This window comes from Amycolatopsis benzoatilytica AK 16/65 (assembly GCF_000383915.1).
Classification (GTDB): Bacteria; Actinomycetota; Actinomycetes; order Mycobacteriales; family Pseudonocardiaceae; genus Amycolatopsis; species Amycolatopsis benzoatilytica.
Genome location: NZ_KB912942.1, coordinates 6,878,861 through 6,901,831, shown reverse-complemented (window position 1 = coordinate 6,901,831; position 22,971 = coordinate 6,878,861). Strand labels below are relative to the sequence as shown.

General features: G+C 69.5%; 19 protein-coding genes. 10 read left to right on the top strand and 9 right to left on the bottom strand.

Annotation, left to right across the window (positions count from 1 at the left end; all coding sequences use genetic code 11):
* Positions 1–7 precede the first annotated feature (7 nt).
* The 3 genes from AMYBE_RS0132130 to AMYBE_RS0132120 form a co-directional block, all read right to left on the bottom strand.
* Positions 8–5,206: an RHS repeat-associated core domain-containing protein gene (locus AMYBE_RS0132130; protein ID WP_020663501.1), complete on the bottom strand. Its 5,199-nt coding sequence runs from the start codon at positions 5,204–5,206 to the stop codon at positions 8–10.
* 550 nt (positions 5,207–5,756) lie between these two features.
* A complete protein-coding gene (locus tag AMYBE_RS0132125; protein ID WP_027928225.1) occupies positions 5,757–6,176 on the bottom strand; it encodes a hypothetical protein in 420 nt (139 codons plus the stop codon).
* Positions 6,177–6,190: 14 nt separating this feature from the next.
* Positions 6,191–6,547, bottom strand: coding sequence for a hypothetical protein (locus tag AMYBE_RS0132120; RefSeq protein WP_020663499.1), 357 nt, complete (start codon positions 6,545–6,547; stop codon positions 6,191–6,193).
* A 322-nt stretch (positions 6,548–6,869) separates the two neighbouring features.
* Between AMYBE_RS0132120 and AMYBE_RS0132115 the strand changes: the two genes are divergently transcribed.
* Complete coding sequence (locus AMYBE_RS0132115) at positions 6,870–8,270, top strand: helix-turn-helix transcriptional regulator (RefSeq protein ID WP_027928224.1); 1,401 nt, start codon at positions 6,870–6,872, stop codon at positions 8,268–8,270.
* Between the two features lie 7 nt (positions 8,271–8,277).
* Positions 8,278–9,168 carry a phosphotransferase enzyme family protein gene (locus AMYBE_RS0132110; RefSeq protein ID WP_020663497.1) on the top strand — a complete coding sequence of 297 codons (891 nt, stop codon included), beginning with the start codon at positions 8,278–8,280 and terminating at the stop codon, positions 9,166–9,168.
* A gap of 268 nt (positions 9,169–9,436) precedes the next feature.
* Here AMYBE_RS0132110 and AMYBE_RS0132105 read toward each other — a convergent pair whose 3' ends face one another.
* The 4 genes from AMYBE_RS0132105 to AMYBE_RS0132090 all read right to left on the bottom strand — a co-directional run bounded on the left by AMYBE_RS0132105 (position 9,437) and on the right by AMYBE_RS0132090 (position 12,391).
* A complete protein-coding gene (locus AMYBE_RS0132105; RefSeq protein ID WP_020663496.1) occupies positions 9,437–10,465 on the bottom strand; it encodes a copper resistance D family protein in 1,029 nt (342 codons plus the stop codon).
* A complete protein-coding gene (locus AMYBE_RS0132100) occupies positions 10,462–11,025 on the bottom strand; it encodes a copper resistance CopC family protein (RefSeq protein ID WP_020663495.1) in 564 nt (187 codons plus the stop codon). The genes AMYBE_RS0132105 and AMYBE_RS0132100 overlap by 4 nt, the downstream gene beginning before the upstream one ends.
* Positions 11,026–11,772, bottom strand: coding sequence for a YcnI family copper-binding membrane protein (locus AMYBE_RS0132095; protein WP_020663494.1), 747 nt, complete (start codon positions 11,770–11,772; stop codon positions 11,026–11,028).
* Between the two features lie 73 nt (positions 11,773–11,845).
* Positions 11,846–12,391, bottom strand: a complete 546-nt coding sequence (locus AMYBE_RS0132090; RefSeq protein ID WP_154676365.1) for a hypothetical protein — start codon at positions 12,389–12,391, stop codon at positions 11,846–11,848.
* Between the two features lie 279 nt (positions 12,392–12,670).
* Between AMYBE_RS0132090 and AMYBE_RS0132085 the strand changes: the two genes are divergently transcribed.
* The 4 genes from AMYBE_RS0132085 to AMYBE_RS0132070 are packed head-to-tail and all read left to right on the top strand — an operon-like array spanning position 12,671 to position 16,251.
* On the top strand, positions 12,671–13,318 hold the full coding sequence (locus tag AMYBE_RS0132085; RefSeq protein WP_020663492.1) for an ABC transporter permease: 648 nt from the start codon (positions 12,671–12,673) through the stop codon (positions 13,316–13,318).
* The gene (locus AMYBE_RS0132080) at positions 13,305–14,504 is read left to right on the top strand and encodes an ABC transporter ATP-binding protein (RefSeq protein WP_020663491.1); all 1,200 of its coding nucleotides are present in this window, start codon (positions 13,305–13,307) and stop codon (positions 14,502–14,504) included. The genes AMYBE_RS0132085 and AMYBE_RS0132080 overlap by 14 nt, the downstream gene beginning before the upstream one ends.
* The gene (locus AMYBE_RS0132075) at positions 14,501–15,280 is read left to right on the top strand and encodes an ABC transporter permease (protein ID WP_020663490.1); all 780 of its coding nucleotides are present in this window, start codon (positions 14,501–14,503) and stop codon (positions 15,278–15,280) included. The genes AMYBE_RS0132080 and AMYBE_RS0132075 overlap by 4 nt, the downstream gene beginning before the upstream one ends.
* Positions 15,280–16,251, top strand: a complete 972-nt coding sequence (locus AMYBE_RS0132070; protein WP_020663489.1) for a glycine betaine ABC transporter substrate-binding protein — start codon at positions 15,280–15,282, stop codon at positions 16,249–16,251. Before AMYBE_RS0132075 ends, AMYBE_RS0132070 begins: the two co-directional genes overlap by 1 nt.
* Positions 16,252–16,359: 108 nt before the next feature.
* On the opposite strand, the gene AMYBE_RS0132065 is transcribed toward AMYBE_RS0132070, so the two are convergent.
* Entirely contained in the window at positions 16,360–16,839 is a 480-nt protein-coding gene (locus AMYBE_RS0132065) for a DUF6474 family protein (RefSeq protein WP_020663488.1), read from the bottom strand.
* Between the two features lie 106 nt (positions 16,840–16,945).
* Between AMYBE_RS0132065 and AMYBE_RS0132060 the strand changes: the two genes are divergently transcribed.
* The 3 genes from AMYBE_RS0132060 to AMYBE_RS0132050 all read left to right on the top strand — a co-directional run bounded on the left by AMYBE_RS0132060 (position 16,946) and on the right by AMYBE_RS0132050 (position 20,477).
* Positions 16,946–18,592 carry a TM0106 family RecB-like putative nuclease gene (locus AMYBE_RS0132060; RefSeq protein WP_027928222.1) on the top strand — a complete coding sequence of 549 codons (1,647 nt, stop codon included), beginning with the start codon at positions 16,946–16,948 and terminating at the stop codon, positions 18,590–18,592.
* 419 nt (positions 18,593–19,011) lie between these two features.
* The gene (locus AMYBE_RS0132055; RefSeq protein ID WP_020663486.1) at positions 19,012–19,647 is read left to right on the top strand and encodes a PadR family transcriptional regulator; all 636 of its coding nucleotides are present in this window, start codon (positions 19,012–19,014) and stop codon (positions 19,645–19,647) included.
* A gap of 155 nt (positions 19,648–19,802) precedes the next feature.
* Positions 19,803–20,477, top strand: a complete 675-nt coding sequence (locus AMYBE_RS0132050) for a class I SAM-dependent methyltransferase (protein ID WP_020663485.1) — start codon at positions 19,803–19,805, stop codon at positions 20,475–20,477.
* A 48-nt stretch (positions 20,478–20,525) separates the two neighbouring features.
* Here the strand turns inward: AMYBE_RS0132050 and AMYBE_RS0132045 are convergent, their stop codons facing one another.
* Positions 20,526–21,284 carry an SDR family NAD(P)-dependent oxidoreductase gene (locus AMYBE_RS0132045; protein ID WP_020663484.1) on the bottom strand — a complete coding sequence of 253 codons (759 nt, stop codon included), beginning with the start codon at positions 21,282–21,284 and terminating at the stop codon, positions 20,526–20,528.
* Between the two features lie 183 nt (positions 21,285–21,467).
* Here AMYBE_RS0132045 and AMYBE_RS0132040 point away from each other — a divergent pair, with 183 nt between their 5' ends.
* Positions 21,468–22,775, top strand: coding sequence for a UDP-glucose dehydrogenase family protein (locus AMYBE_RS0132040; protein ID WP_084470221.1), 1,308 nt, complete (start codon positions 21,468–21,470; stop codon positions 22,773–22,775).
* The last annotated feature ends 196 nt before the right edge of the window (positions 22,776–22,971 follow it).

Here is a 22,971-nt window from a genome sequence, read left to right as displayed (position 1 = left end):
CCCGAGGTCACCAGCCGCGGTTCTTCCGCGCGTCCTCCGCCATCTTTGCGGACTTGGCTTTCGCCTCCGCGGCGGCGTCCTCGACGTCCTGTTTGCTGGGATCGCCGACCTCGTCCAGCTCCTTCTTCCGGTCGGGGTCTTTCCATTCCTTCGGGTCGTACTTGCCGTTTTCGAGGTCGTCCCAGTCCTTCTGGGTCGGCCCCTTGTCCTGCGCGTTCCGGTTGCCCCACTCGGTGCGCATGTCGTTGCCGTCGAGCGGCTTGTCCGGACGCTTCCAGTCCGGGTGCGAGTCCTTGTTGATGTCGACCGGGTTGCCCTGGTCGTCGAACCGATAGGGGTTGCCGTCCGGGGCCTTGTTGTACTCGTCGATCGTGGGATGCCGCCCGGACGGCGCGGGCAGATTGTGGAAACGGTCGATGATGCCGTCCACGTCTTCCTGCGTGTAGTTCTTCGGGTTTTCCTTGAGGTCAGTGAATTCGTTGAAGGACTTGTGCCACTCCTTGAATTCTATTCCTTCTTTGTCGCCGCCGGGCCAGTCGAAGTCCGAGCTGTCGCCGATGTCGCGGGTGGCCCGGTTCATCTCCTTGGGATCGGTGATGCGGTCCGCCTGCTGGCCGACCGGGCGCCAGTTCTTGTCGAGGTCCGGGTGGTCCTTGTGCTTGTAACCGCCGCTCTTGTCCAGCGAGTCGCTCGGCCACTTCGGTTGCTCGGACGTGATCTGGTCGTTCTTGCCGACCTTGAGCTTGCCCGCGATCCCGTCCTCGATGTTGCCGATCCGGGTCGAGACGCCGCCGATCCCGGCGTTGGTGTGCTGCGGGCCGAGCGGCAGGTTCTTGGGCTGGTTGTGCAGCTTCGGCAGCTCTTCCTCGCCGTATTTCTTGGTCAGCGCGCTTTGCTTCTCGACCGGCTGTTCGTGCACCCAGTTCTTCAGGCCGTCCCGCATTTTCTGGAACGAGATGATGTGCCGCTGGGCGACGTCGCTTCCGGCCTTGTAGAACGGATCGTTTTTGTCGCCGGTCTGGTTCTTGCGCGCGTTCTTGGCGTCTGAGTTCCACGCCATCCGGTCCCAGACGTCGTCCTTCTTTTTCTTCGCGTTCGACTTGCCGTCGGAGCCGCTGGCGCCGTCGTCTTTGTCGTCGCGCTTGCGCTTGTTGCCGGCCTTGCCCTTGCCCTTGTCGGCTGCGGGGGAACTGCTGCTCCCGCCGCCGTTGTCGGAGTTGTGCTTGGCCGTGGAGTCCGCGTCCGGCTTGTCCGGGTCCTTGCCCTTGCCGCCGCATTTGAGGCCGAGCACGTCGGTGGCGGCGAACGGGTCGGGAACGTAGTTGCTCGGGTTCGGCCCGCCCTCCAGTCCCAGCGGGTCCTGGCTGAGGTAGCGCGCGGCGGCCGGGTCGTAGTAGCGGAACACGTTGTAGTGCAGGCCGGATTCGGCGTCCGCGTACTGACCGGGGAACTGCAGCGGGATCCCGCCGGGCTGGACCCGGCCCCACAGCGAACGGCGGGCGCTCCAGGCGAGTCCGCCGTCCTCGTCGATCAGTTCGGTCGGCGTCCCGATGGCGTCGGTGACCACTGACGCGAACCGGTCGCCGCCGGGGCCGCGTTCGAACTGGGTGACCGGTTCGTCGCTGCCCGGCCTGCGTTCCCAGGTGGTCGTCCGGCGCACTCCCGACGGATCGGTGTGCTCCTGTTCGATGAGCACGAAGCCGTCCCACCCGAACCGGGTCGATTCCGCGACGGAACCGTCGGCCAGGAGCCGCTCCTTGGCGATCCGGCGGCCGAGCGGGTCGTACCGGTAGCGCCACTGCGCGCCGTCCGGCGTGCGCAGGCCGGTGAGCAGTTCGCCGGTCCACGAGTACTCCCACACCCGCACGCCGCCCGGATGCACCTCGCGGTGCCGGATCCGGCGGCCGAGGGCGTCGTAGTCGGCGGACAGACCGGTGCTGCCCGACCAGGCGGTCAGTTCGCCGGCCGCGTTGTAGCGCAGCTCTTCCGTGCCCGCCGCGGAGGACACCGTGACCACGCGCCCGGCCGGGTCCCGCGTGTAGACGGTGTTCCCGGCAAGGCTGTCCTGCACCGCGGCGAGGCTGCCGTCCGCGTAGTACTCGAGACCGCGCCGCTGCACCGGGGATGTTCCACGGGAAACCTGCTGCGCGGTGACCAGCCCGCGCGGGCCGAACGCCTGCTGCAGGGTGCTGATCCCGTCGGTGTCGCGGGCGAGCACGCGGCCCTCGTCGTCCAGCCGGTAGCGCACGGTGTGTCCCGCGGTGGCCAGCGAAACCGGCCGGTCTTCCTCGTCGAACGTCCACACGCTCTCCGCGCCGGACGGCGTGCGGCGGCGGATGGTCTGACTCTCCTCGTCGTAGGCGAAGTGCACCTCGACGCCGTCGATCGCCTCGCGGACGACCCGGCCGTACAGGTCGCGGTCGAATTCCGCCACCGAGTCCGCGGACTCCGCTCGCACGACATTGCCGACCGGGTCGTAGGCGTAGCGCACGGTCCGGTGCGGGCTGCGGATCTCGACCCGGTTGCCCAGCAGGTCGTACTCGTTCTCGGTGACTGAACCGTCCGGCTCGGTCACGGCGACGGTCTGCCCGGCCGCGTCGTAGGCGTAGGTCCGGGTCCGGCCGTCGAAATCGGTCTGCGCGGCCAGCCTGCCGAGCGGGTCGTAGGTGTAGGTCCAGGTGCGGTTCAGCGGATCGGTCACCGACGTCAGCCGGAGCTCGGTGTCGTAGGTGTAGCTGGTGCGCGCGCCGGAGGGGTCCACGACCGCGGTGACCACGTCGAACGGCCCGTACTCGCGCTTGGTCGCCCGGCCGAGTTCGTCGACGTGCTCGATCTCGTTGCCCTCGCGGTCGTACCGCCACATCGCGCGCTCGCGGTGCACCCCGACGCGCGAGGCGGGTTTGCCGTCGACCGTCCAGCCCAGCTGCACGCGCCCGCCGCCGACCTCGGGCGCGGTGCGCGGACGGCCGAACTGGTCCAGCTCCTCGTCGGAGATCTCGGCTTCGCCCAGGAAGCCCGGCAGCTCAGGCACGGCGGGCCGGTCGTACCGGCGCTGCCAGGTCCGTCCGTTGCCGTGCACCGTGATCGACGCCAGTTCGACGCCATCGTGCTCAAGTTCGGCGAGACTGCCGTCGGGACGGGCGATGGTGAGCGGCGTGCCGTCCTCGTCGTAGGTGTATTCGGTGACCCGGCCGAGCGGGTCGACCCGGCGGAGCAGATTGCCGTAGCGGTCCCAATCGGAGCGCGTCACGTTGCCCAGCGGATCGGTCTCCCGGACCGGGCGTCCCTCCGCGTTGTACTCGTATTCCGAGACGTGGCCGAGGGAATCGGTGAACCGGGTGATGCGGGCCTCGGGGAGGAATTCGAACGCGCCGCTGTAGAAGCCCTGATCGCCCTCGGTGCGCACGCAGCGGCCTTCGGCGTCGTAGAGGTAGCGGTAGGCGACCCCGTTGCGGTCTTCCCAGCTCGTGACCCTGCCGCCGGGGTCGTAGGTGTAGCGCATCGCCGTGCCCGAGGAGTTGATGACCTCGGAGAGGTGACCGCGGTAGTCGTAGCGGTAGTTGCGCACGACGACGTCCGGAGCCGGCCCGTCGCCGATCATCCGCAGCTCGGTGACGCGGTGCCCGTCGGTGCGGAAGCCGACCTGGATCCCGCTGGAATGCGTGAGCAGCGCGGGCGCGCCGGAATCGTCGTAGGACAGTTCGGTCCGCGCGCCGTCGGCGTCCTCGATCGAGCGCAGCGGCAAAGCCTTGCCCTCGCCGGAAAACCGCATCGTCCGATCCGGGCGCACCTGGTCGATCGTGCAGCTGCCGTCGGCGTGCCTGGTCAGCGGCCAGCGCGCGCCTTCGGTCGGCAGGACCGGATCGTCCCCGGCGGGCATCGGGTAGTAGAGGATGATGCCTTCCGGACCGTAGTACCGGACGTACTCCTCGCCGAACTCCAGCCGTTGGTCCACCGTGGACGCCCAGTTCGAGCCGAACCAGCGCCCGGAGCGATACGACGACCGATGCGTCCGGCGCATCAGCAGCTCCGGCAGTTCGAGGTCGTAGTCCTCGACGAGCACCTCGCCGGTGGAAATGACGACCGGGTCGGTCAGGCAGGGCGGATCGGCGTCCCCCTCCTGCTTCGCGTTGGACGCCTCGGTCTTGTCCTTCGCCGGGTCGCTCCGCTCGTTACCGCCGCGTTCGTTCTTGTTCGCGCCGCCCCCGTCGCCCTGCGCCTCGTCCTTGGCGGGTTCGCGCGGAGGCGGCTCGTGGTTCCCGCCGCCTTTGTTTTCCGGCGGCGGTCCGTCGTGCGCACCAGAGGTATTGGTGGACTCGTCCTTGACGGGCGGCGGTTTCTCGCCGCTGCCACCGCCTTTTTCGTTCGGGGTGTCCTTCGCTCCGGAAGGCTTGGTGGAGTCGCCGCCGGGAGACTTGATCTCCTTCGGCGGGTGCGTGGCCTCCTTGCCGCCGCCCTTGATGCTCTTCATCGACTTGGCGACGTTCTCGAACAGGCCCTTCGTCTTGGTGAGGAGCTTGCCGAGTTCCTTGAGCGCCTTGGTGAGGTTCTTGACCAGTTCGGCGATCTGCTTGGCGGTTTTGGCCACCAGGTTGACCACCTGCGGCACCACCCAGGCCATCCCGATGCCGAGGGTGAACAGCACCTGCAGCGCCCACGAGATCAGGTGCGCCACGACCTGGGAGATGATGTCGCGCACGAGCATCCGCACCGCGCCGACGACCTCGCCCGCGGTCTTCACCCCGCTGCCCGCGCCCTCGCAGGCCTGAGCGGCGCCGTCGAGAGTCTTCGCGACTTCCTCGGCCTGCTTGCGGTAAGCGTCAGCGCTGCCGCCCTCCCAGGACTCGATGTCCTTTTTGACCTGTGCGGCCAGGTCCTGGGAGACGGAAGAGACCTCTTTGGCAACGTTCTTCCAGGTCTCGGAGTACGCGTGCACCTGGTCCGGGTCGCCGGCCAGTTTGTCCAGCGCTTCCTTGAGCGGGCCGACGTGTTCGATCAGCCAGCCGACACCGGCGGCGAGGATCGCGCCGAACGGGTCCATCACCGCGGCGAGCGCCTCCATGCCGACCCCGACCGCGCCCATCACGGTCGCCGCCCAGTCGCCGGACTCGATGCCGTCCTTCAGGCCCTTTCCGGCCTCGAGGATCGAGATGCCGGAGATCGCGGAGGTCGAGTCCTGCTTTTCGGCGATCAATGGATTCGACATACCGGCCCTTCTCGACGCTCACCACACATCACTTGGGCGCGCAGCCGAAATCGAACGCACAGACCCCCGCAGCAGGCTACCGACAGTTCCCTCGCGTTCGCCGTGGTGTTGCGCGGAATTACCGTGGCGATGCCCGCGCGTGCGGCCGCGCCGAGCACGGGTCAGCGGTAAGCGCGCAGAACCCGCCGCGGAACTCCGGAACTCGGAGTCGGCGGCGGGTCTGGGAAGTGGAACCGCGGGCCGGTGCCGGTCGGGGGAGGGGAGTGCAACGGCACCGGCCCGCGGAGTTCGAGGTCGTGATCGGCCGCAACAGCCGATCCGAGTGATCTTCAACCTAGCGTCCGATTACCGCGTCCGCTAGGTGTTCTGCCGGACATTTTTCGATTAATCGCGTTTACGTCGAGGGGTGGCCGAGGGCTGAGCCGTCGCGCTCGGGGGTACGGACGGGTCAGCCCTCGGCCGGGCGAGGGTGCCGGCGACCGGGCCCGGTGGGGTCTCCGGGCGGTCGCTCGCTCGCCAGTCGGGGGACGCCGGGGCGTCCCGGGGTGGATCAGGCGCTGACCGGACGCGCCTTCACCAGTGCGTGCCGGCCGGTGGACTCGGCGGGCGTTTCCGCCGCGGGTCGCCGGTTCTGGCCGGGCACCGCGGCGCGTCGCCGGGCCGGCCGATGGCCGGCCGCGGAAAGAGCCTGCGGGGCGAGCCCGCCGGCGACCAGGTGTTCGTGCGCGACCTGCCACACCGAGCACGGGGCCTTGCACCGGTGCCAGCGGGTCGAGCAGGTGGGGCAGTCGCCGCGTTCGTCGGGCTCGTGCGCCTGCAGCATCGCGCGCCAGCCCTCGGCGAGGCGGGGAAGTTCGGAGCGGGCGACCGAGACCAGCGACTGGGCGTCGGCTCGTTCCGCCAGGTCGGACAGCATGTCGAGGCGCTCCCATACGGCGTTGCGGAGTACCTGTCCGAGTACCTGATCCATGGAGAAACTCACCGTCACCTTTCCGCCATCGTGGCGGCTTCGTTGAGCGCGGCCCGGAGCTGGCCGAGCTGGCCGGACGTGAGACGGGCGGTTTCCCCGGGCGGGGAGACCACTACGACCTCGTTGTCCTCGACGAACACGGTCACGGCGCGTTCGCGGCTGATGAGGTCGCCGCACTGCACTCGCCACACGACCTGGCCGCCTTCGTAGTGCCGTACGCCCGCGGTGCGCGGGTCGGCGGCGGCCGAAGCGGCGACGGCGGAAGCGACGGACGGCATCGGGCGCGCCGTGGCGAGCCCTGGTGCGGCCGGCCGGGCGGACCGCACCGCGGTCCCGGCTTGTCCTCCACCGAGCGATTCCACGAACTCCACTGGCCCTCCACGCTTTCTCGTCCCGGGCGGGTGCACCTTGCGGGTTGCACGTTCACCGGCAGATCTGTGTTGTCGGGTTCATCGCTCTCCGTGATCGCTGCGGGTGTGCGGGCGGTGACGGAGATCTGACAACTACAGTGAAGTGAAACCGGGTGCGAGAGAAGGTCGAAACCGCGTCATAGCGGTGACCGGGCAGCGTTCCACGGTAAGCGGTCAGCGGAGTTCGGCCCAGCCGATCAACCCCGCCGTTCGCACGTTTCACAAGGTTCTCGCGTGTGCTTAGGGTGCTGATCAGACGCCCAGGAGACGGTGAGGGGGCGCAATGGACGCCAGTGCTGGCAGTGGTTCCGGGGCCGCTAACGCGGATTCCCGGTCAGGCAGTCCGGTTCCGGCCGATGCCTGGGAACAGCCCGACATGCGGGAGGCGCTCGCCGCCCGCGAGGTCAGCGCCGTGTACCGGCTGTTGCGCAAACACGGGGTATCGCAGCGCCAGATCGCCGCGATGACCGGCCAGTCGCAGTCCGAGGTGTCGGAGATCCTCAAGGGTCGCCAGGTCATGGCCTACGACGTGCTCACGAGAATCGCCGACGGCCTGGGTGTCCCACGGGGATACATGGGTCTCGCCTATGACGAGACCACGGCGATACGGGTCGTCGGCGCGTCCGACGGCCGGCAGGCTGAGGAGGACGAGTCCGTGAAGCGACGGAGGTTCCTCGCGCACGCCGCCCAGGTCACCATGGGTGCGGCGGTGTTCGGGCCGGAATCCGGCACGTGGTCGGAGGCGCCCGCGCGCACCCCGGCCCCCGGGCGCATCGGGACTACTGACGTGCGGCAGGTCGAGGCGGCGACCAGAGCGTTGCGCGCGCTGGACTACCAGTACGGCGGCGGTTTCTGCCGCGACGCGGTGGTCGCGCAGCTGTCCTGGGGACAGCAGATGCTCGAGTCGAGCGCGGCCGAGCAGGTGAAGCAGCGGCTGTTCGTCGCGATCGCCGACCTGCACAGCCTGGCCGGCTGGACCTCGTTCGACACCGGGTTGATGGACTCCGCCCGCGGCCACTTCGCGCAGGCGCTGGACCTGGCCAAACAGGGCAACGACCATCACTTGGTGGCCAACGTGCTGTACCGGATGGGGCGCGTCTACCTGCACCAGGACGCCGCGAACGACGCGCTGAAGCTGTTCCAGCTCGGGCAGATCGCCGCCCAGGAATCGGGCTCCGAGCTGGCGGTGGCGGTGTTGTGCGCCAACGAGGCGTGGGCCTACGCGATGATGGGCAACGAGGAGCAGTCGGTGAAGCTGCTCGGCCGGTGCAAGGACGAATTCGCCCGGGCTGACCTGACCCAGGCGGAATCGTGGGTCAAGTTCTTCAACGAGACCGATGTGTACGCGATGACCGGCACCGTGCACACCGTGCTGGCGATGAAGAACGCCGAGCACACGAAGTACGCGATCCCGGCGTTGACCCGGGCGGTCGAGACGTATACCGACGACATGGCGCGCAGCAAGGCGTTCATGCTGAGCGCGCTCGCCACGAATCACCTGCTCGAGGGCGATATCGACCACGGCGTGAAGGTCGGCGGCAAGGCTATCGACTGCGCGGAGAGCATCAAGTCCGCGCGGGTCAAGGACCGGATGCGGCCGCTGCTGGCGGAGGCGGAACGGCGACGCAACAACGCCGACGCCCGCGACCTCGCCGACCGGCTCAAGAGCTTCTACGCGGCCTGACCTGCTGGTGCCCGAGGGCCGGTTCACCCCGGCAAAGCTGCGCCGGGTGCTGGCTGGCACCTGCGCGCGGCTGGGCCTGGACCCGGCCGGTGCCCGGCTGCTGCGGTTCACGAACAACGCGGTCTTCACGCTGGGCAGCGCTCCCGTCGTCGTGCGGATCGTCGGATCGACGAAGCTGCGCCATCGCGTTGGCACCGTGGTGCGGGTCGCCGAGCATTTCGCCCGCAATGAGGTACCCGCCGTTCGTCTGCTGGCTGGCCTTGACCAGCCGCTTGAAGTGCAGGGATACCTGGTGACGGTGTGGGACCGGGTGCCGCTGACCGGCCCGCCGCCGACGCCCGCTGATCTCGCCGGCCTGCTGCGCCGGGTGCACGAGCTGCCGCCGCCGGACGGTTTGGCGGAGTGGGAGCCGCTCGTCACGGTACGGGCGCGGGTGGCCGACGCGGAGGATCTGTCCTCGGACGACCAGCGGTTCCTGATCGACCGCTGTGCCGAGATCCAGGACCGGCTGGACACCTTGGAGTTCCCGCTGGCCAGGGGTTTCGTGCACGGTGACGCGCACCCGGGCAACGTCCTGCCCGGCCCGGACGGGCCAGTGCTGTGCGATTTCGACTCGTCGTGCGTCGGCCCGCCGGAGTGGGACCTGACGCCACTCGCCGTCGGCCGCGAACGATTCGGCGACCCGCCCTCGCGCTATACGGAATTCGCCGCCGCGTACGGGTTCGACGTGACCCGGTGGCCGGGGTTCGCGGTGCTCAGAGCGGTGCGGGAGTTGAAGCTGACGACCAGCGTGCTGCCGATTTTGCGCAGTCACCCGCCGGTGCGGGCGGAGCTGCGCCGTCGGCTGGCGGACCTGCGGGCGGGCCGGACCGGGACGGCGTGGACCCGCTACCGCTGAGCCCCTGCTAACCGGTGCAGGCGGTGCGCTGCGAGTCCGGGAAGGGAACATTCACTGACTCTGAGTCCCTCAAGGTTCCCTTCACCGCCCTCCGCGGAGCGCGGTTCTGCACGTGCATTCGCAGACTGCAGACGACCGTTCGCCGCTTCCCCGCCGATGGCTCACCAGGTATCGAAACGCGACACGAATTCGGCTGGGCAGGTCGCCCCGATCGGCGCAATGCTAGTCCCATTGTGCAATTTGCAGCTACCCGCCGTCACTTGCCTGGTCAGGACACCGCAACCGGCGCACGAGTGAGCACTACGGCGAATCCGAAAGCCAGTCCCATAACGGTCAATTCCAGCGTCGCCCACGAAGCGAGCGCGGTTCGCTGATGGCGCACGATCCGCGGCATGAGCCGCCAGCGGAGGTTGGCGGCCAGCAGGGCGATCGTGCCGGTGCACAGCACCTTCAGCACCATCAGTTGGCCGTACGGCGTCGTGAACACTCCGGCCCAGAAGCCGATCGTCGGGTTGGCCCAGATCTCCACCACGCCGTTGAACAGGCCGGTCACCGCGGACAGCACCAAGCACAGCGTCGCCAATTTCGAAAACCGCGGCAGCGCGTGCGCCAGCAGCGTCCGGTTCGCGGCGAGCAGCACGATCATCGCGCCCAGGCCGCCGCACCAGGCGACCGCGCTCATCACGTGCAGTTCCATCGAGATCATCGTGTAGTCGTGATACGCCCAGTTCGAGGCGTGGCCGGTGACCGGCAGCGGCAGCAGCGCGAACAGTCCCAGGCCCACCCGCACTTCGGCGGGCACCTTCTCGCCCTTGCGCAGCGCCGCGAAGCCGAGCGCGGCGTGCAGCAGTGCCAGCACCGCGACGATCACCAGCGCCTTGCCCGCGCCGACGTTCGCGATGTACGAGCCGATGTCGCCGGCGGTCAGCATCGGCTTGCCCGGCTTGTATTCGGCGGTCTGCAGGATCAGCGCGACCACCGCGGTGGTGGCCCAGATCAGCGCGGCGGCGACCGCGGCGGGGCGGGCCCGGCGCAGCACCGGTTCGGTGAGTTTCGGCCGGTCATAGCCGACCAGCACGGAGAGCAGCGCCAAGCCGATCGTCGCGACCGCCGCCAGATCCAGCAGCACGCGCACGATCGGGATGGCCGCCGAGACCACCTCGCTGGGTTCCACCACGCCCGGGATGGGCGAGGACGCGGTGAGCGCGATGCCGATCAGCGCGCCCAGCAATCCCGCGACGACCACGCAGGCGAGCGTGGCCCAGCGGACCGACGAGGTGGTCTCGGCTCTGGTCACTGGTCCGACTTCTCCGATCCGGGTTCGCGACCGGTGCGCAACGCGACGGTCAGGCCGATCGCCAGCAGCACGACCGCACCGGCGATCCACACCCAGATCGGCACGCCGGTCGACGACGAAGCCGACGCGGCGGGCGCGGAAGCCGGTGCCCCGGCTGCCTTGGCCGCGTCGCCCTTCGCCGGGGTGCCGGTGCCCGCGGTCGTCAGGGTGAACGGGATCTCGCCGGACACCGGGTGCCCGTCCGCGGACAGGACGCGGTAGCCGATCGTGTACTTGCCCGCCGGGCCGAGCGGCCGCAGCGGCGCGCTGAGCACGTTGTTCTCGACGGTCACCGGGCCTTCCGCCCACTGGCTGCCGTCCGGGCCGGTCACCGCGATCTGGTTGACGTCGGCGTTCTGCACGTACTGGTCGAACGTCAGGGTGACCTTCTCCGGGCCTTTCGCGACGGACGCGCCGTTGCCCGGGTCGGAGCTGATCAGCACGTTGTGCGCCAGCGCCGGGGTGGCCGTGCCGAGCAGGGCCACCCCGGTGATCGCCAGCGCGAAGAGCGCTTTACGCATTTACTTGCTTCCTTCGGTTTTGCCTGCCGGGCGGCGGGAACGCAGCACCGCGCCCGCGCCGATGCCGAGTCCGAGCGCGCCGACCACGAGGCCGGCCCCGCCGAGCCACCGGGCGGTGTCGTCCTGCCCGGCGGCCGCTTCGGTGCTTTGCTCCGCCGATGTGGTCTGCGCGTGCCCGCCGTGCTCGGACGACTCGGCGGCGGCCAGCTTCACGGTCGGGGCCGGGTGCTCCGGCTCCTCGCCGCTGGGCGGAGTGGGCTGGTTCCAGTTCACCACTTTGCCACCCTCGTACGTCTGGACGGCCGGGAACTGCAGCTGGTCGACGTTCGACGGCAGCGCGCCGCCGCTGATCTCGAACTCCTGGAACTCGTTGGTGCCGATCTTGGTGCCCGGCTGCGCGGTCCAGACGACCTTCGAGACCGCTTCGGTGATCTTCGTGCCGGACGAGGTGGTCAGCGGCTGCGCGAGCTTCGACTTGCTGACCTCGGCGGTCCAGCCGGGGATCGGCTTGGTGCGGAGGCTGCCGATGCCGTACTCCGGGTTCACGTCGATCTCGACCTTGACGGTGCCGAGCTTCGGGTCCTCGTTGGGGACGCGGAAGAAGATCGTGCCGTAACCGCCCTTGGCCGGCTGGTCGCCGTAGACGTTGGCGGAGACGTGCGCGGACGCGATGCCGGCGCCGAGCAGGCCGGTGGCGGCGGCGGTGGCGGCGAGGACTCCGGCGCGCCGGAAGACATGGTGGGACACAACTGCTCCTGAACAGGGGTGAGCCGGCGGAAGACATCGACCGCCGGAAAAGAGGAAAAGGGGTGCAGAGGGTTCAGGAACAGGCAGGCGGGCCGCGGCGTCCGCGTACCCGGCGAAGCTCGAGCTGGGTCAGCGGCACCGCGCTGTCCGGTCGACGGCGCGCGACGAGCGGCGCGCCGACCGGCACCGGCACCGCCGGGACCAGCAGCGGGAGGATCATCCGGAGCACGCGCAGCACCGCGAGCAGCATCGCGTCCGCGCGGGCCAGCACGAGCGCGGTGAGCACGGTCGCGACAGCGTGCGCCGCGGTCATCGCCCAGCCGTTCGGCGCGGTGGCCGCGCCGGACGGGTGGTGGCCGGCGAGAGTGGTCAGCACCAGGTGCATCACCAGCTGTCCGGCGCCGAGGACGGCGACGGTGCCGAGCCGGCCACGGGCCCGGCCGGCGAGCGCGGTGGCCGTCCAGCCGAGCAGGCCGGTGAGCAGGAGGGTGAGCGCCGGATCCGGCAGTCCGCCGTCGGCGGCCGCGTGCGCGGTCACCGCGAGTGAGGCCGAACTCAGCGCGAGCAGCCCGCCGCGCACTGCGGCAAGTGCGCCGCGGTGCCTGGCCGGAGTGCTCATTGGGGCAGCTTAACGGCACTCCGCTGGGTGACCGAAGCCTCTCGGATGGTGAATATCCGAGGTAAACGCACAGGTGAGCGCGTCTCGATCCGATAAAGACCGCCCGGTCGGGCGGCTCGCGTCGGTTGCCGGGCACCGGCCGATGCGAAACGGTGGGTAATCACAACCGAGAAGCGGAGGTTTCGACCGCAGTCGTTCCGGGTAGTCACCCTGCCGATTGATGGACTACTCCGAACGAGTGACGTCCGGGGCTCCAAGCTGGCGGGAGAACGAATACGGATGAACCTCTTCGAGTACATCTCGGACCGGTGGGGAAGGCTGCTGCTCCAGGCGTGGCTGCACACCAGCATGGTGGTGCAGTGCACCATCCTCGCCGCGATCCTCGGCGTGCTGATCGGTGTCGCCGTCTACCGCAGTCCCATCGGATCCGCTGTCGCCACCGCACTGGCCAGCACGATCCTGACCGTTCCGTCGTTCGCTCTGCTGGGTCTGCTGATCCCGCTGTCCGGCCTCGGATCGACCACCGCGGTGATCGCGCTGGTGCTGTACGGGCTGCTGCCGATCGTCCGCGACACCATCGTCGGGCTCGCCGCGGTCGACCCGGCGGTCACCGACGCCGCTCGCGGCATCGGGATGAGCCGGCTGTCCGTGCTCACCCGGGTGGAGCTGAGGCTGGCCTGGCCGGCGATCCTCACCGGAATGCGGGTCGCCACCCAGATGCTGATGGGCATCGCGGTGATCGCGGCCTACGCCAAGGGCCCCGGGCTCGGCGCGGAAGTCTTCTCCGGCCTGACCAACGCGGGCAGCACCAACTCCCTCAACCAGGCCCTCACCGGCACCGTCGGCGTGGTCATCCTCGCGCTGGTGCTCGACGGCATCTATGTCCTGATCAAGCGTTTCACCATTTCTAGGGGTGTCCGTGGCTGAGCACACTGCGACCGAAGAAACCGTCTCCGGCGTCGAGATCGAGCTCGACCACGTCACCAAGCGCTACTCCGGCACCCGCGTCCCGGCCGTCGACGACTTCTCGATGGTCGTGCCGGCCGGCAAGATCGTGGTCTTCGTCGGCCCGTCCGGCTGCGGCAAGACCACCACGATGCGGATGATCAACCGGCTGATCGAGCCGACGTCCGGCCGGATCACCATCGGCGGCCAGGACGCGCTGAAGCTGGACGTGGACACCCTGCGCCGCCAGATCGGCTACGCGATCCAGCAGGCCGGGCTGTTCCCGCACTTCACCGTGGCGCAGAACATCGCCGTGGTGCCGGGGCTGCTCGGCTGGGACAAGAAGAAGATCACCGCGCGGGTCGAAGAGATGATGGACCTGGTCGGGCTCGACCCGGTCGATTTCCGCGACCGCTACCCGCGCCAGCTGTCCGGCGGGCAGCAGCAGCGGGTCGGCGTGGCCCGCGCGCTCGCCGCCGACCCGCCGGTGCTGCTGATGGACGAGCCGTTCGGCGCGGTCGACCCGATCACCCGCGGCAACCTGCAGGACGAGCTGCTGCGGCTGCAGACCGAGCTGAAGAAGACCATCGTCTTCGTCACGCACGACTTCGACGAGGCGGTCAAGCTCGGCGACCGGATCGCGGTGCTCGGCAACCAGTCGAAGATCCTGCAGTACGACACTCCGGAGTCGATCCTGGCGAACCCGGCCGACGACACCGTCGCCGGTTTCGTGGGCGCCGGCGCTTCGCTCAAGCAGCTGACGCTGCTGCGGGTCCGCGACGTCGAACTGGAGCAGGACGCGCTCACCACCACGATCGACGAATCGCCGGCTGACCTGCGGGAGAAGCTCAGCAGGTCGCGCAAGCCGTTCGCGCTGGTGCTCGACCAGCGGCGGCGGCCGATCCGCTGGGTGCACGTGCGCGAGCTGACCAACGCGACTTCGCTCAGCGCGGTCGGCAAGCCGCTGCGCGACATCGTGAGCCTCCAGTCGACGCTGCAGGACGCACTCGAAGCGATGCTCGCCGAAGGCGGTTCGGTGCCGGTCACCGGAGCGCGCGGCGAGTACGCGGGCACCATCAAGCTGGACACGGTCATCGCGACCATCCAGCAGCTGCGCGACGACCACGCGGACGACCACGTCGAAGCCAGCGGGGTGGAGTCGGCATGACGGCCACTGTCGATACCGGATTCAGCACTGAATCGGGCTCGCGAACAGCGGAACGCGTCCGGTTGTTCGCCCAGCCCGCCGTGGTGGCGCTGATCGTCGCCGGCACGCTCATCTGGGTGTTCGCCAGCGGGCTGACCGCGACCGAGAAAGAAACCCTCAACGCGTCGTCGCTGCTCACCGCGCTGCGCGACCACGTGGCGATGACCGTGGTGGTCACCGCGATCGTGGTGCTGGTCGCGGTGCCGCTCGGGGTGATGGTGACCCGGCCGTGGGCGCGCTGGCTCGCGCCGGTCTTCCTGGCGATCGCGAACATCGGCCAGGCCGCGCCCGCGCTGGGCGTGCTGGTGCTGTGGTTCATCTTCACCGGCGCGACCGGCGGGCTCTGGGTCGCGTCGCTGCCGCTGGCCTTCTACTCGCTGCTGCCGGTGCTGCGCAACACGATGGTCGGCCTCCAGCAGGTGGACCCGGCGTTGATCGACGCCGGCCGCGGGATCGGGATGTCCGCGTCGAAGGTGCTGTGGCGGGTCGAGTTCCCGCTCGCCGTGCCGCTGATCCTGGCCGGCCTGCGCACCTCGCTGGTGCTGGCGGTGGGCACCGCGACGTTCGGCATGTTCGTCAACGCGGGCGGATTCGGCCTGCTCATCGACACCGGCTACAAGCTCAACCTGACCAAGGTGCTGATCACCGGTTCGGTGCTGGCCGTCGCGCTGGCGCTGCTGGTGGACTGGCTGGGCGCGGTCGCCGAGCAGTACTTCGGACCGAAGGGACTGCGCTGATGAAGCTGTGGAAGAAGGCGGGTGCGCTGTTCGGCGCGGCGCTGCTCGCCGGGTCGCTCTCGGCGTGCGGGCTGGACGTGAACACCTCGATCCCGTTCAAGATCGAGCCCGGTTCGATCCGGCCGATCGCATCGCTGAACGGGCTGCGCGTGGTGGTCGGGTCGAAGGACTTCACCGAGAACATCATCCTGGGCTACATGGCCGAAATGGCGTTGAGCGCGGCCGGCGCGGACGTCATCGACCTGACCGACATCAAGGGGTCGAACTCGTCGCGGCAGGCGCTGCTCAACGGGCAGACCGACGTGACCTGGGAATACACCGGCACCGGCTGGATCAACTACCAGGGCAACGAGCTGCCGGTGCCGGGCGGGGAGCGGGCGCAGTACGACGCCACCGCGAAGGCGGACGCGGAGAAGTTCGGCGTCACCTGGCTGAACTATTCGCCGCTCAACGACCAGTACGCGTTCGCCACCACCGAGGCGTACGCGCAGAAGAACAACCTCAAAAGCAACTCCGACCTGGCGAAGTTCCTGGCGGCGCATCCGGACCAGAACCGGTTCTGCCTGGAAACCGAGTTCACCAGCCGGCAGGACGGGTTCCCGGCGGCGGTGAAGGCGTACGGGTTCAAGAACCCGAAGATCGAGAACTTCGGCATCGGCACCATCTATTCGGCGGTGGCGAACGGCACCTGCCCGGTCGGCGAGGTGTTCACCACCGACGGCCGGATCTCCGGGCTGAACCTGCGCGTGCTGGAGGACGACAAGAAGGCGTTCCCGCAGTACAACGCGGCGGCGACGCTGCGCACGGCGTTCCTGAACGAGCACCCGGAGATCCGCGGCCCGCTGGAGAAGGTGGCCGCGGCGATCGACAACAAGCAGATGGTCGAGCTGTGCAAGCAGGTTGACGTGGACGGCAAGGACGCCGGCACCGTCGCGCACGACTGGATGCTGCGGAAGGGCTTCATCAAGTAGTCGGCCCGGATGCCGTGAAGGGGCCCTTGAGGGACTTCAAGTCCCTCAAGGGCCCCTTCACGGCATCCGGCGGGTCGTGAGCGGAACCCTTTCGCCGACTGTGACGGGTCAGATGCCCAGGCGGTGCAGCAGCTGGTCTTCCAGCCGCTCCAGCTCGCCGGTCACCGCGCGATGCGCGGCCTTGCGCCGGGCGGCCGGCATGCGCTCGGCGGCGCGCACCGTCGCCGACAGCTGCTCCAGGGTCGACTGGGTTTCGGCCGCGAACTTCTGGTCCGCGTCGGTCGCCTTGGCCGACTTTTTCAGCTCGCCCAGCCCTTGCACCAGCCCCGCGATCCGGGCGTGCAGCGCCGCGCCGCGACCGGTGTACTCGCCGAGCTGGTCGACCGCGACGCCGAGCTTGCGTGCCTGGTAGCGGTCGTATGCCTCCCGCGCGGCACCGGCCGCGCGGATCGCGTACGGCGCGACCACCGGCAGCACCGCGGGCCCGATTATCTTGGCCACCGCGATCGCGTTCTTCGCCTTCTTCGGGGTGATCCGGGCTTCACCCTCGTCCTGCTTGGCCTTGTCCTGCTTGGCCTTGCGCGCCATGGCCGTTACCTCCCACGCCTTCTGCCGAAGAACTTACTGGTCCCCGACGTGGCGGGCATGTCGGCTCGCGCGGGGAATGTCGTACCTAGGATCTATTGTGATCGCTATGGGAGATGAGGTGCTGCTCGACGCGGGAGCAATGAGCCGTTGCCGCCGCCGGGTACACCTGGAACACGATCCGGCGATGCGCGACGTGCCGTTGCCGCCGCCGGATCCGACCGCGCAGCAGCGGATCGACGACGCGACCGCGCACCGCGAGGAGATCCTCCGGCAGCTGGTCGAGGCATCCGGCGACGAGGCGGCCTGGGCGCGGGTGCCGCGGACCGGTCCGGCCGCGGAGCGGGTGCGGCTCACCGAGGAGGCGTTCGAGGCCGGGGCGCGCTACATCTGGGGCGCCCTGCTGTCGGCTGACCTGGCCGGCCATCGCCGCGGCGGGATCGATCTGCTGGTCCGGGTCGGCGAGGGGTACGTGCCGGTGCTGGTCGTCCGGCACCGGATCACCGACCGCGGCCAGGGTGCGCCCACCACGGCGATGACCGACCTCGACCCGGCACACCGCGCGCCGGACGAGGCCCGGAAGGTCCGTTCGCAGCCCCGTGACCAGATGCGGCTGGCGCACACGCTGCGGATGCTGCAGACCCGGGGAAAGGCGGTCGGCGGGCGCGCGGTCGGCGGCGTCATCGGCCTGGACGCCGACGTGGTGGTCTGGCACGACCTCACGGCGGGCACCTGGCCGGGCGGGCGCAGCGCCTTGGAGGAGTACGACGCGCGGTTCGCGGACCGTCTCGCGGTCGCGACCGCGGCGGCGACCGGCGCTGAAGCGCTGGCCGAGCCGTCGCGCGTGCTGGAGTGCCGGCAGTGCCCGTTCTGGCCGACGTGCGAGGTCGCGCTCACCGAGTCGCGCGATGTGAGCCTGGTGGTCCGCGGCGAGGACGCCGGCGAGCTGCGCCGCGTCGGGGTGTCCACTGTGGACAAGCTGGCCGCGCTGGACCCGGCCGCTGAGCCGCCCGCGACCAACTGGACCGGAGGACCGTTCTCGGACTCGATCATGCTCGCCCGGGCGTGGCTGGCCGACCTGACGGTGGTCCGGCGAACCCCGCGGGTGGAGGTGCCGCGAGCCGACGTCGAGATCGATGTCGACATGGAGAGCTTCGGGGACTCCGGGGCGTATCTGTGGGGAACGCTCTTGTCCGGCGCCGACGTCGGGGTGGAGCCGGGGTACCGGGCGTTCGCGACCTGGGATCCGCTGCCGACGGAGGACGAGGCGCGGTCGTTCGCGGAGTTTTGGTCCTGGTTCATGGAAGTCCGGGCGCGGACGCTGGCGGCCGGACTGACGTTCCGCGCCTACTGCTACAACGCGCTGGCGGAGAACCGGTGGCTGTTCGGTTCGGTGGAGCGGTTCGGGGCGCATCCCGGAGTGCCGGAGCGCGCCGCGGTTTCGTCCTTTGTGGACTCTGACGAGTGGGTCGACCTGTTCCGGAGCGTGACCGAGCAGTTTCTGTGCTCCCGGGGCAAGGGGCTGAAGGTGATCGCGCCGGTGGCCGGGTTCTCGTGGCGGGATCCGGAGGCCGGCGGCGAGGCGTCGATGCGGTGGTACCGGGACGCGGTGGGGATGGACGGCGGGGTGCCGGACGCAGAGCAGCGGGAGAGGCTGCTGCGCTACAACGAGGACGACGTGCTGGCCACCCGGGCCCTGCGCGAGTGGATGAGTTCCGGGGCGCAGGACGAGGTCCCGTACATGCTGGACCTTTGAGCTGGCGGCGGAGCGACGCTCGCGGCCGCACAGACACCCGCCCGAAGTCGGGCAACCGATCGCCATGCGTCGCGTGAGTGACGGTGTCGAGGGGGTACTCGCTGCGTCGCGGGGCTGCCGGGATTGTTGCGCGGGGTTGCGGCGCTGCCGGGATTGCTGCGCTGTGTCGCGGGGCTGCCGGGATTGCTGCGCTGTGCTGCGGAGCTGTCGGCAGCGGTGCGCCGCATCGCCTTGAACTCGACCGCACCGCACCGAAGTCGCGCCCTTCTCCGCTGGAACACGCATCTCTGCCCTCCTCTTTCGCCTCGGCCTGCTCCGGCATCACCTCGCTCTTCGGTTTCCGTCAGCTTTCCGTCATTGCGCTGCCCGATCGCCCATGCCTATACTCGTCTGCGAGTACTCGCAAACGAGGAGTCCGGATGAAACGCCGCAAGGTCGCCAGCATGCTGGGCCTCGCTGTGCTGACCACGCTCTACGAGCGCCCCATGCACCCCTACGAAGCCGCCTCCGTCATGCGCTCGAGAGGCAAAGAAGGCGACTTCAAGATCAAGTGGGGCTCGCTCTACACGGTCGTCGCGAACCTCGAGAAGCACGGCTTCATCGAGGCGGTCGAGAACGTGCGGGACGGGAGCCGGCCGGAGCGGACGGTTTACCGGATCACCGATTCCGGGCGGGCTGAGGTGCGGGACTGGGTGGCTGAGCTGCTCGGGGTTCCGGACGCGGAGCCGAACCGGTTTCACATGGGGCTCTCGGTGATGGCCGTGCTCGGGCCGGACGGGGTGCACCAGCGGCTCGGCGCTCGGCTGGACACGCTGGTGCGGCTGATCGAGGAGCGGGTCGCGGCGCTGGCGGAAATGCGTGGCGAGGTGCCCCGGCTGATGCTGGTCGAGAGCGAGTACGAGCTGGCGATGTGGCGAGCGGAAGCGGACTGGGTCCGTGCGCTGCGCGAAGACCTGGGCTCCGGCGCGATGCCGGGGCTCGAGGAATGGCGGCACTTCGCCGAGACCGGGGAAGTGCCGGGCATCTCCGCCTTCGTGGAACCCGAAGGCGGGTAACCATCACAGAACCGGCCCCGGCGGCAGTGCTGGCACACCGCCGCCGGGACCGGGGAACCGTCGAACTGGATCTTGGGGACCCGGTCCGCTGGCTGCAACCGACAGGATACGGGCATCCCCCGGGAACCGGTTCGACCTGACCACAGGGAGAACCGATGAGCGACGTCAAACGGCACCGGACCAAGCTGATGCCGGAAATGGAAGGGCCGATCGCCCGGGCCTACGCACGCGGCCGGGGCACCGGACCGCAGCTCGCGCAGTACCGGGAGGCGGCGGAGGCGCTGGTCGAGCAGTTTCCGGCCGATGCCGCGGTGCTGGAGGTGGCACCCGGGCCGGGGTATTTCTCGGTCGAGCTGGCCCGCACTGGCCGGTGCACGGTCACCGGGCTGGACGTCAGCCGGACCTTCGTCCAGCTGGCCCGCGAGTACGCCCGGGAGCAGGGTGTATCGGTCGATTTCCGGCGCGGAGACGTGGCGGCGATGCCGTTCGCGCCCGAATCTTTCGACTACCTCGTCTGCCAGGCTGCCTTCAAGAACTTCGCGGACCCAGTGGACGCGCTCAATGAGATGCACCGGGTGCTGCGTCCAGGCGGCACGGCCCTCGTGCAGGACCTCAACAAGAACACCACGGACGCTCAGCTCGATGAGGAAGTCGCGCGGATGAACCTCGGTCCGGTAGCCGCGTTCACCACCGTCCGCACGCTTCGCGGGCTGCGGCGACGGGCGTACACGCCGGAGCAGTTCGCGGCGACCGTCGCGGAGAGCGCGTTCGGCGCCTGCGAGATTTCCCCGGACGGGATCGGGCTCGATGCCCGGATGCGCAAGGCGTGAACCGAACCGGGTGGCGGCCGCACCGGCCGCCACCCGGGTTCCGGTGAGTCAGCGCGGGGCCATCCGCAGCGAGCCGTCCATCCGGATGACCTCGCCGTTGAGGTAGTCGTGGTCGATCATCGACAGGGCGAGCTGCGCGTACTCGTCCGGCCGGGCAAGGCGCTTCGGGAACGGCACGCCGGCGGCCAGGCCAGCCCGGAATTCGTCGCTTACGGTGGCGAGCATCGGAGTGTCCACGATGCCCGGCGCGATGGTCAGCACCCGGATGCCGTGCGAGGCCAGGTCGCGCGCGGCGGGCAGGGTCAGGCCGACCACGCCGCCCTTGGACGACGCGTAGGCCACCTGGCCGATCTGGCCGTCGAAGGCGGCGACGGACGCGGTGTTGATGATCACGCCGCGGGCGTCGTCAGCCAGCGGTTCGGTCTTCGCGATCGCTTCGGCGGCGATGGTGAGGACGTTGAAGGTGCCGACCAGGTTGATCTGGACGACCTTCGCGTACAGGGCCAGGTCGTGCCTGCCCTTCTTCGACAGGATGCGCGCGGACGGGCCGATGCCGGCGCAGTTGACCACGACTCGCAGCGGCAGGCCGGAGCCGGCCGCGGTGTCCACGGCGGTCTGGACCTGGTCCGGGTCCGTCACGTCGGCTTCGACGTAGGTCACGCCGTCGATCTGCTCGGCCTTCTCGATCGAGGACGCGAGGTCGAGGGCGAACACCCGGGCGCCCTTCGCGGCCAGTGCCTTGGCGGTCGCGCCGCCGAGACCGGACGCGCCACCCGTGACGAGCGCTGCGGTGTCGGTGATCTGCATCTTCAGCCTTCCTCCTGCTCCGGGTGCCGCGGTGCACCTGCCCGCCCAGGTTAACGCTCGTTCGCATGCGGGCAGGGGTGTGGTGCCTCACCCGACGGCGCACCCGCTGTCGTCGCGAGGAGTATTCGGCCACGACCGCTTCCGTTAGCGCTGAGGTCAACTCCGGCTGTCACCTTCAGCGTCATGAGCTCAGCTCGGATCGTGGTGGTAGGGACGGGATACGTCGGATTGACCACGGGGGCTTGTCTCGCGAGCCTCGGGCACCAGGTCACCTGTGTGGACGTGGACGTGGCAAAAGTGGCCCGGCTGTCCGCCGGCCGGGTGGACATCCTCGAACCGGGACTCGCCGAACTGGTCTCCCGCGGGCTGGCGAACGGGCGGTTGTCGTTCGTCGTCGGGGCGCGGGACGCGGTTCGCGACGCGGAGGGCGTGTTCCTCTGCGTGCCGACGCCGATGGGCGCGGGCGGTTCCGCGGATCTGCGGGCAGTGGAGGCGGTGACCGCCGAAATCGGCGACGTGCTGCCGGCCGGCTGCGCGCTGATCACCAAATCGACAGTGCCGGTCGGCACCGCGAAACGGATTAGCGCGATGGTCGGGCGCGCCGACGTGCCGGTGGTGTCGAACCCGGAATTCCTGCGCGAAGGCACTGCGGTGCAAGACTTCCTGAACCCCGACCGGATCGTCGTCGGCTCGGATTCGGCCGCCGCGGCCGGCTGGGTCGGGCAATTGTACGGCGATCTCGCCGCGCCGGTGGTGCTCTCCGACGCGGCCAGCGCCGAACTCGTCAAGTACGCGGCGAACTGTTTCCTCGCACTCAAACTGTCCTATGTGAACTCGATCGCCGAGCTGTGCGAACGGCTCGGCGCCGACATCGACCTGGTCACCGAAGGAATGGGCTACGACCGGCGGATCGGCCGCACCTTCCTCAAGCCCGGACCGGGCTGGGGCGGCTCCTGCCTGCCCAAGGACACCAGCGCGCTCGTCAAGGTCGCCGAATCGGTGGACTACGACTTCCGGATGCTCACCTCGGCGATCGACGAAAACATCGCCCAGCGTGACCGCGTGGTGGCGAAAATCGCCGGCGCTTGCGGCGGAACCCTGGCCGGTGCCCGGATCGGCGTGCTCGGGCTGGCATTCAAGGCGGGCACGAACGACCTGCGCGATTCGCCGGCGCTCGCGGTGTCCTCGGTGCTCGGCGCACTCGGCGCGGAGATCACCGCCTACGACCCGGCGGTCTGCGGGTCGATCGCCGGGATGACCGTCGTGGACGACCCGTATCAGGTCGCCAAGGACGCGGATGTCGTTGTGGTGCTTACCGAATGGGCGGAATTCCGGAACCTGGACTGGGTCGCGATGGCAGATGCGATGGAAGGCCACGACGTCGTGGACACCCGGAACCTGCTGGACCCGCGAATGATCCTGGACGCCGGCCTGACCTGGCAGGGCATCGGCCGCCCGCGTGCGGCGCGGCGGAAGGTCGCCGTCTCGTGAGCGGAGACCCGCTCACCACCTAGCCGGAGAACGGAATCGGCCCGTGGCCGCGAGACCGCGGGCCGGTTCCGTTCTCCGCACAAAGTCCGGCGGTGGTCCAGCGAGCCTTCGTCAACCGCGCCGGACGCAGCCGCTTTTTTCCTGGGCGGCCCGTCCGCGCTGCGATATGATCCACAGCGGCATCGCGTGCCGGTCA

Coding starts and splice junctions, on each gene's coding strand:
- AMYBE_RS0132100 (WP_020663495.1), bottom strand. CDS start 11,025: ATGCGTAAAGCGCTCTTCGCGCTGGCGATCACCGGGGTGGCCCTGCTC.
- AMYBE_RS0132055 (WP_020663486.1), top strand. CDS start 19,012: ATGAAACGCCGCAAGGTCGCCAGCATGCTGGGCCTCGCTGTGCTGACC.
- AMYBE_RS0132125 (WP_027928225.1), bottom strand. CDS start 6,176: ATGGATCAGGTACTCGGACAGGTACTCCGCAACGCCGTATGGGAGCGC.
- AMYBE_RS0132065 (WP_020663488.1), bottom strand. CDS start 16,839: ATGGCGCGCAAGGCCAAGCAGGACAAGGCCAAGCAGGACGAGGGTGAA.
- AMYBE_RS0132045 (WP_020663484.1), bottom strand. CDS start 21,284: ATGCAGATCACCGACACCGCAGCGCTCGTCACGGGTGGCGCGTCCGGT.
- AMYBE_RS0132090 (WP_154676365.1), bottom strand. CDS start 12,391: ATGAGCACTCCGGCCAGGCACCGCGGCGCACTTGCCGCAGTGCGCGGC.
- AMYBE_RS0132050 (WP_020663485.1), top strand. CDS start 19,803: ATGAGCGACGTCAAACGGCACCGGACCAAGCTGATGCCGGAAATGGAA.
- AMYBE_RS0132070 (WP_020663489.1), top strand. CDS start 15,280: ATGAAGCTGTGGAAGAAGGCGGGTGCGCTGTTCGGCGCGGCGCTGCTC.
- AMYBE_RS0132060 (WP_027928222.1), top strand. CDS start 16,946: ATGGGAGATGAGGTGCTGCTCGACGCGGGAGCAATGAGCCGTTGCCGC.
- AMYBE_RS0132075 (WP_020663490.1), top strand. CDS start 14,501: ATGACGGCCACTGTCGATACCGGATTCAGCACTGAATCGGGCTCGCGA.
- AMYBE_RS0132040 (WP_084470221.1), top strand. CDS start 21,468: ATGAGCTCAGCTCGGATCGTGGTGGTAGGGACGGGATACGTCGGATTG.
- AMYBE_RS0132115 (WP_027928224.1), top strand. CDS start 6,870: ATGGACGCCAGTGCTGGCAGTGGTTCCGGGGCCGCTAACGCGGATTCC.
- AMYBE_RS0132130 (WP_020663501.1), bottom strand. CDS start 5,206: ATGTCGAATCCATTGATCGCCGAAAAGCAGGACTCGACCTCCGCGATC.
- AMYBE_RS0132085 (WP_020663492.1), top strand. CDS start 12,671: ATGAACCTCTTCGAGTACATCTCGGACCGGTGGGGAAGGCTGCTGCTC.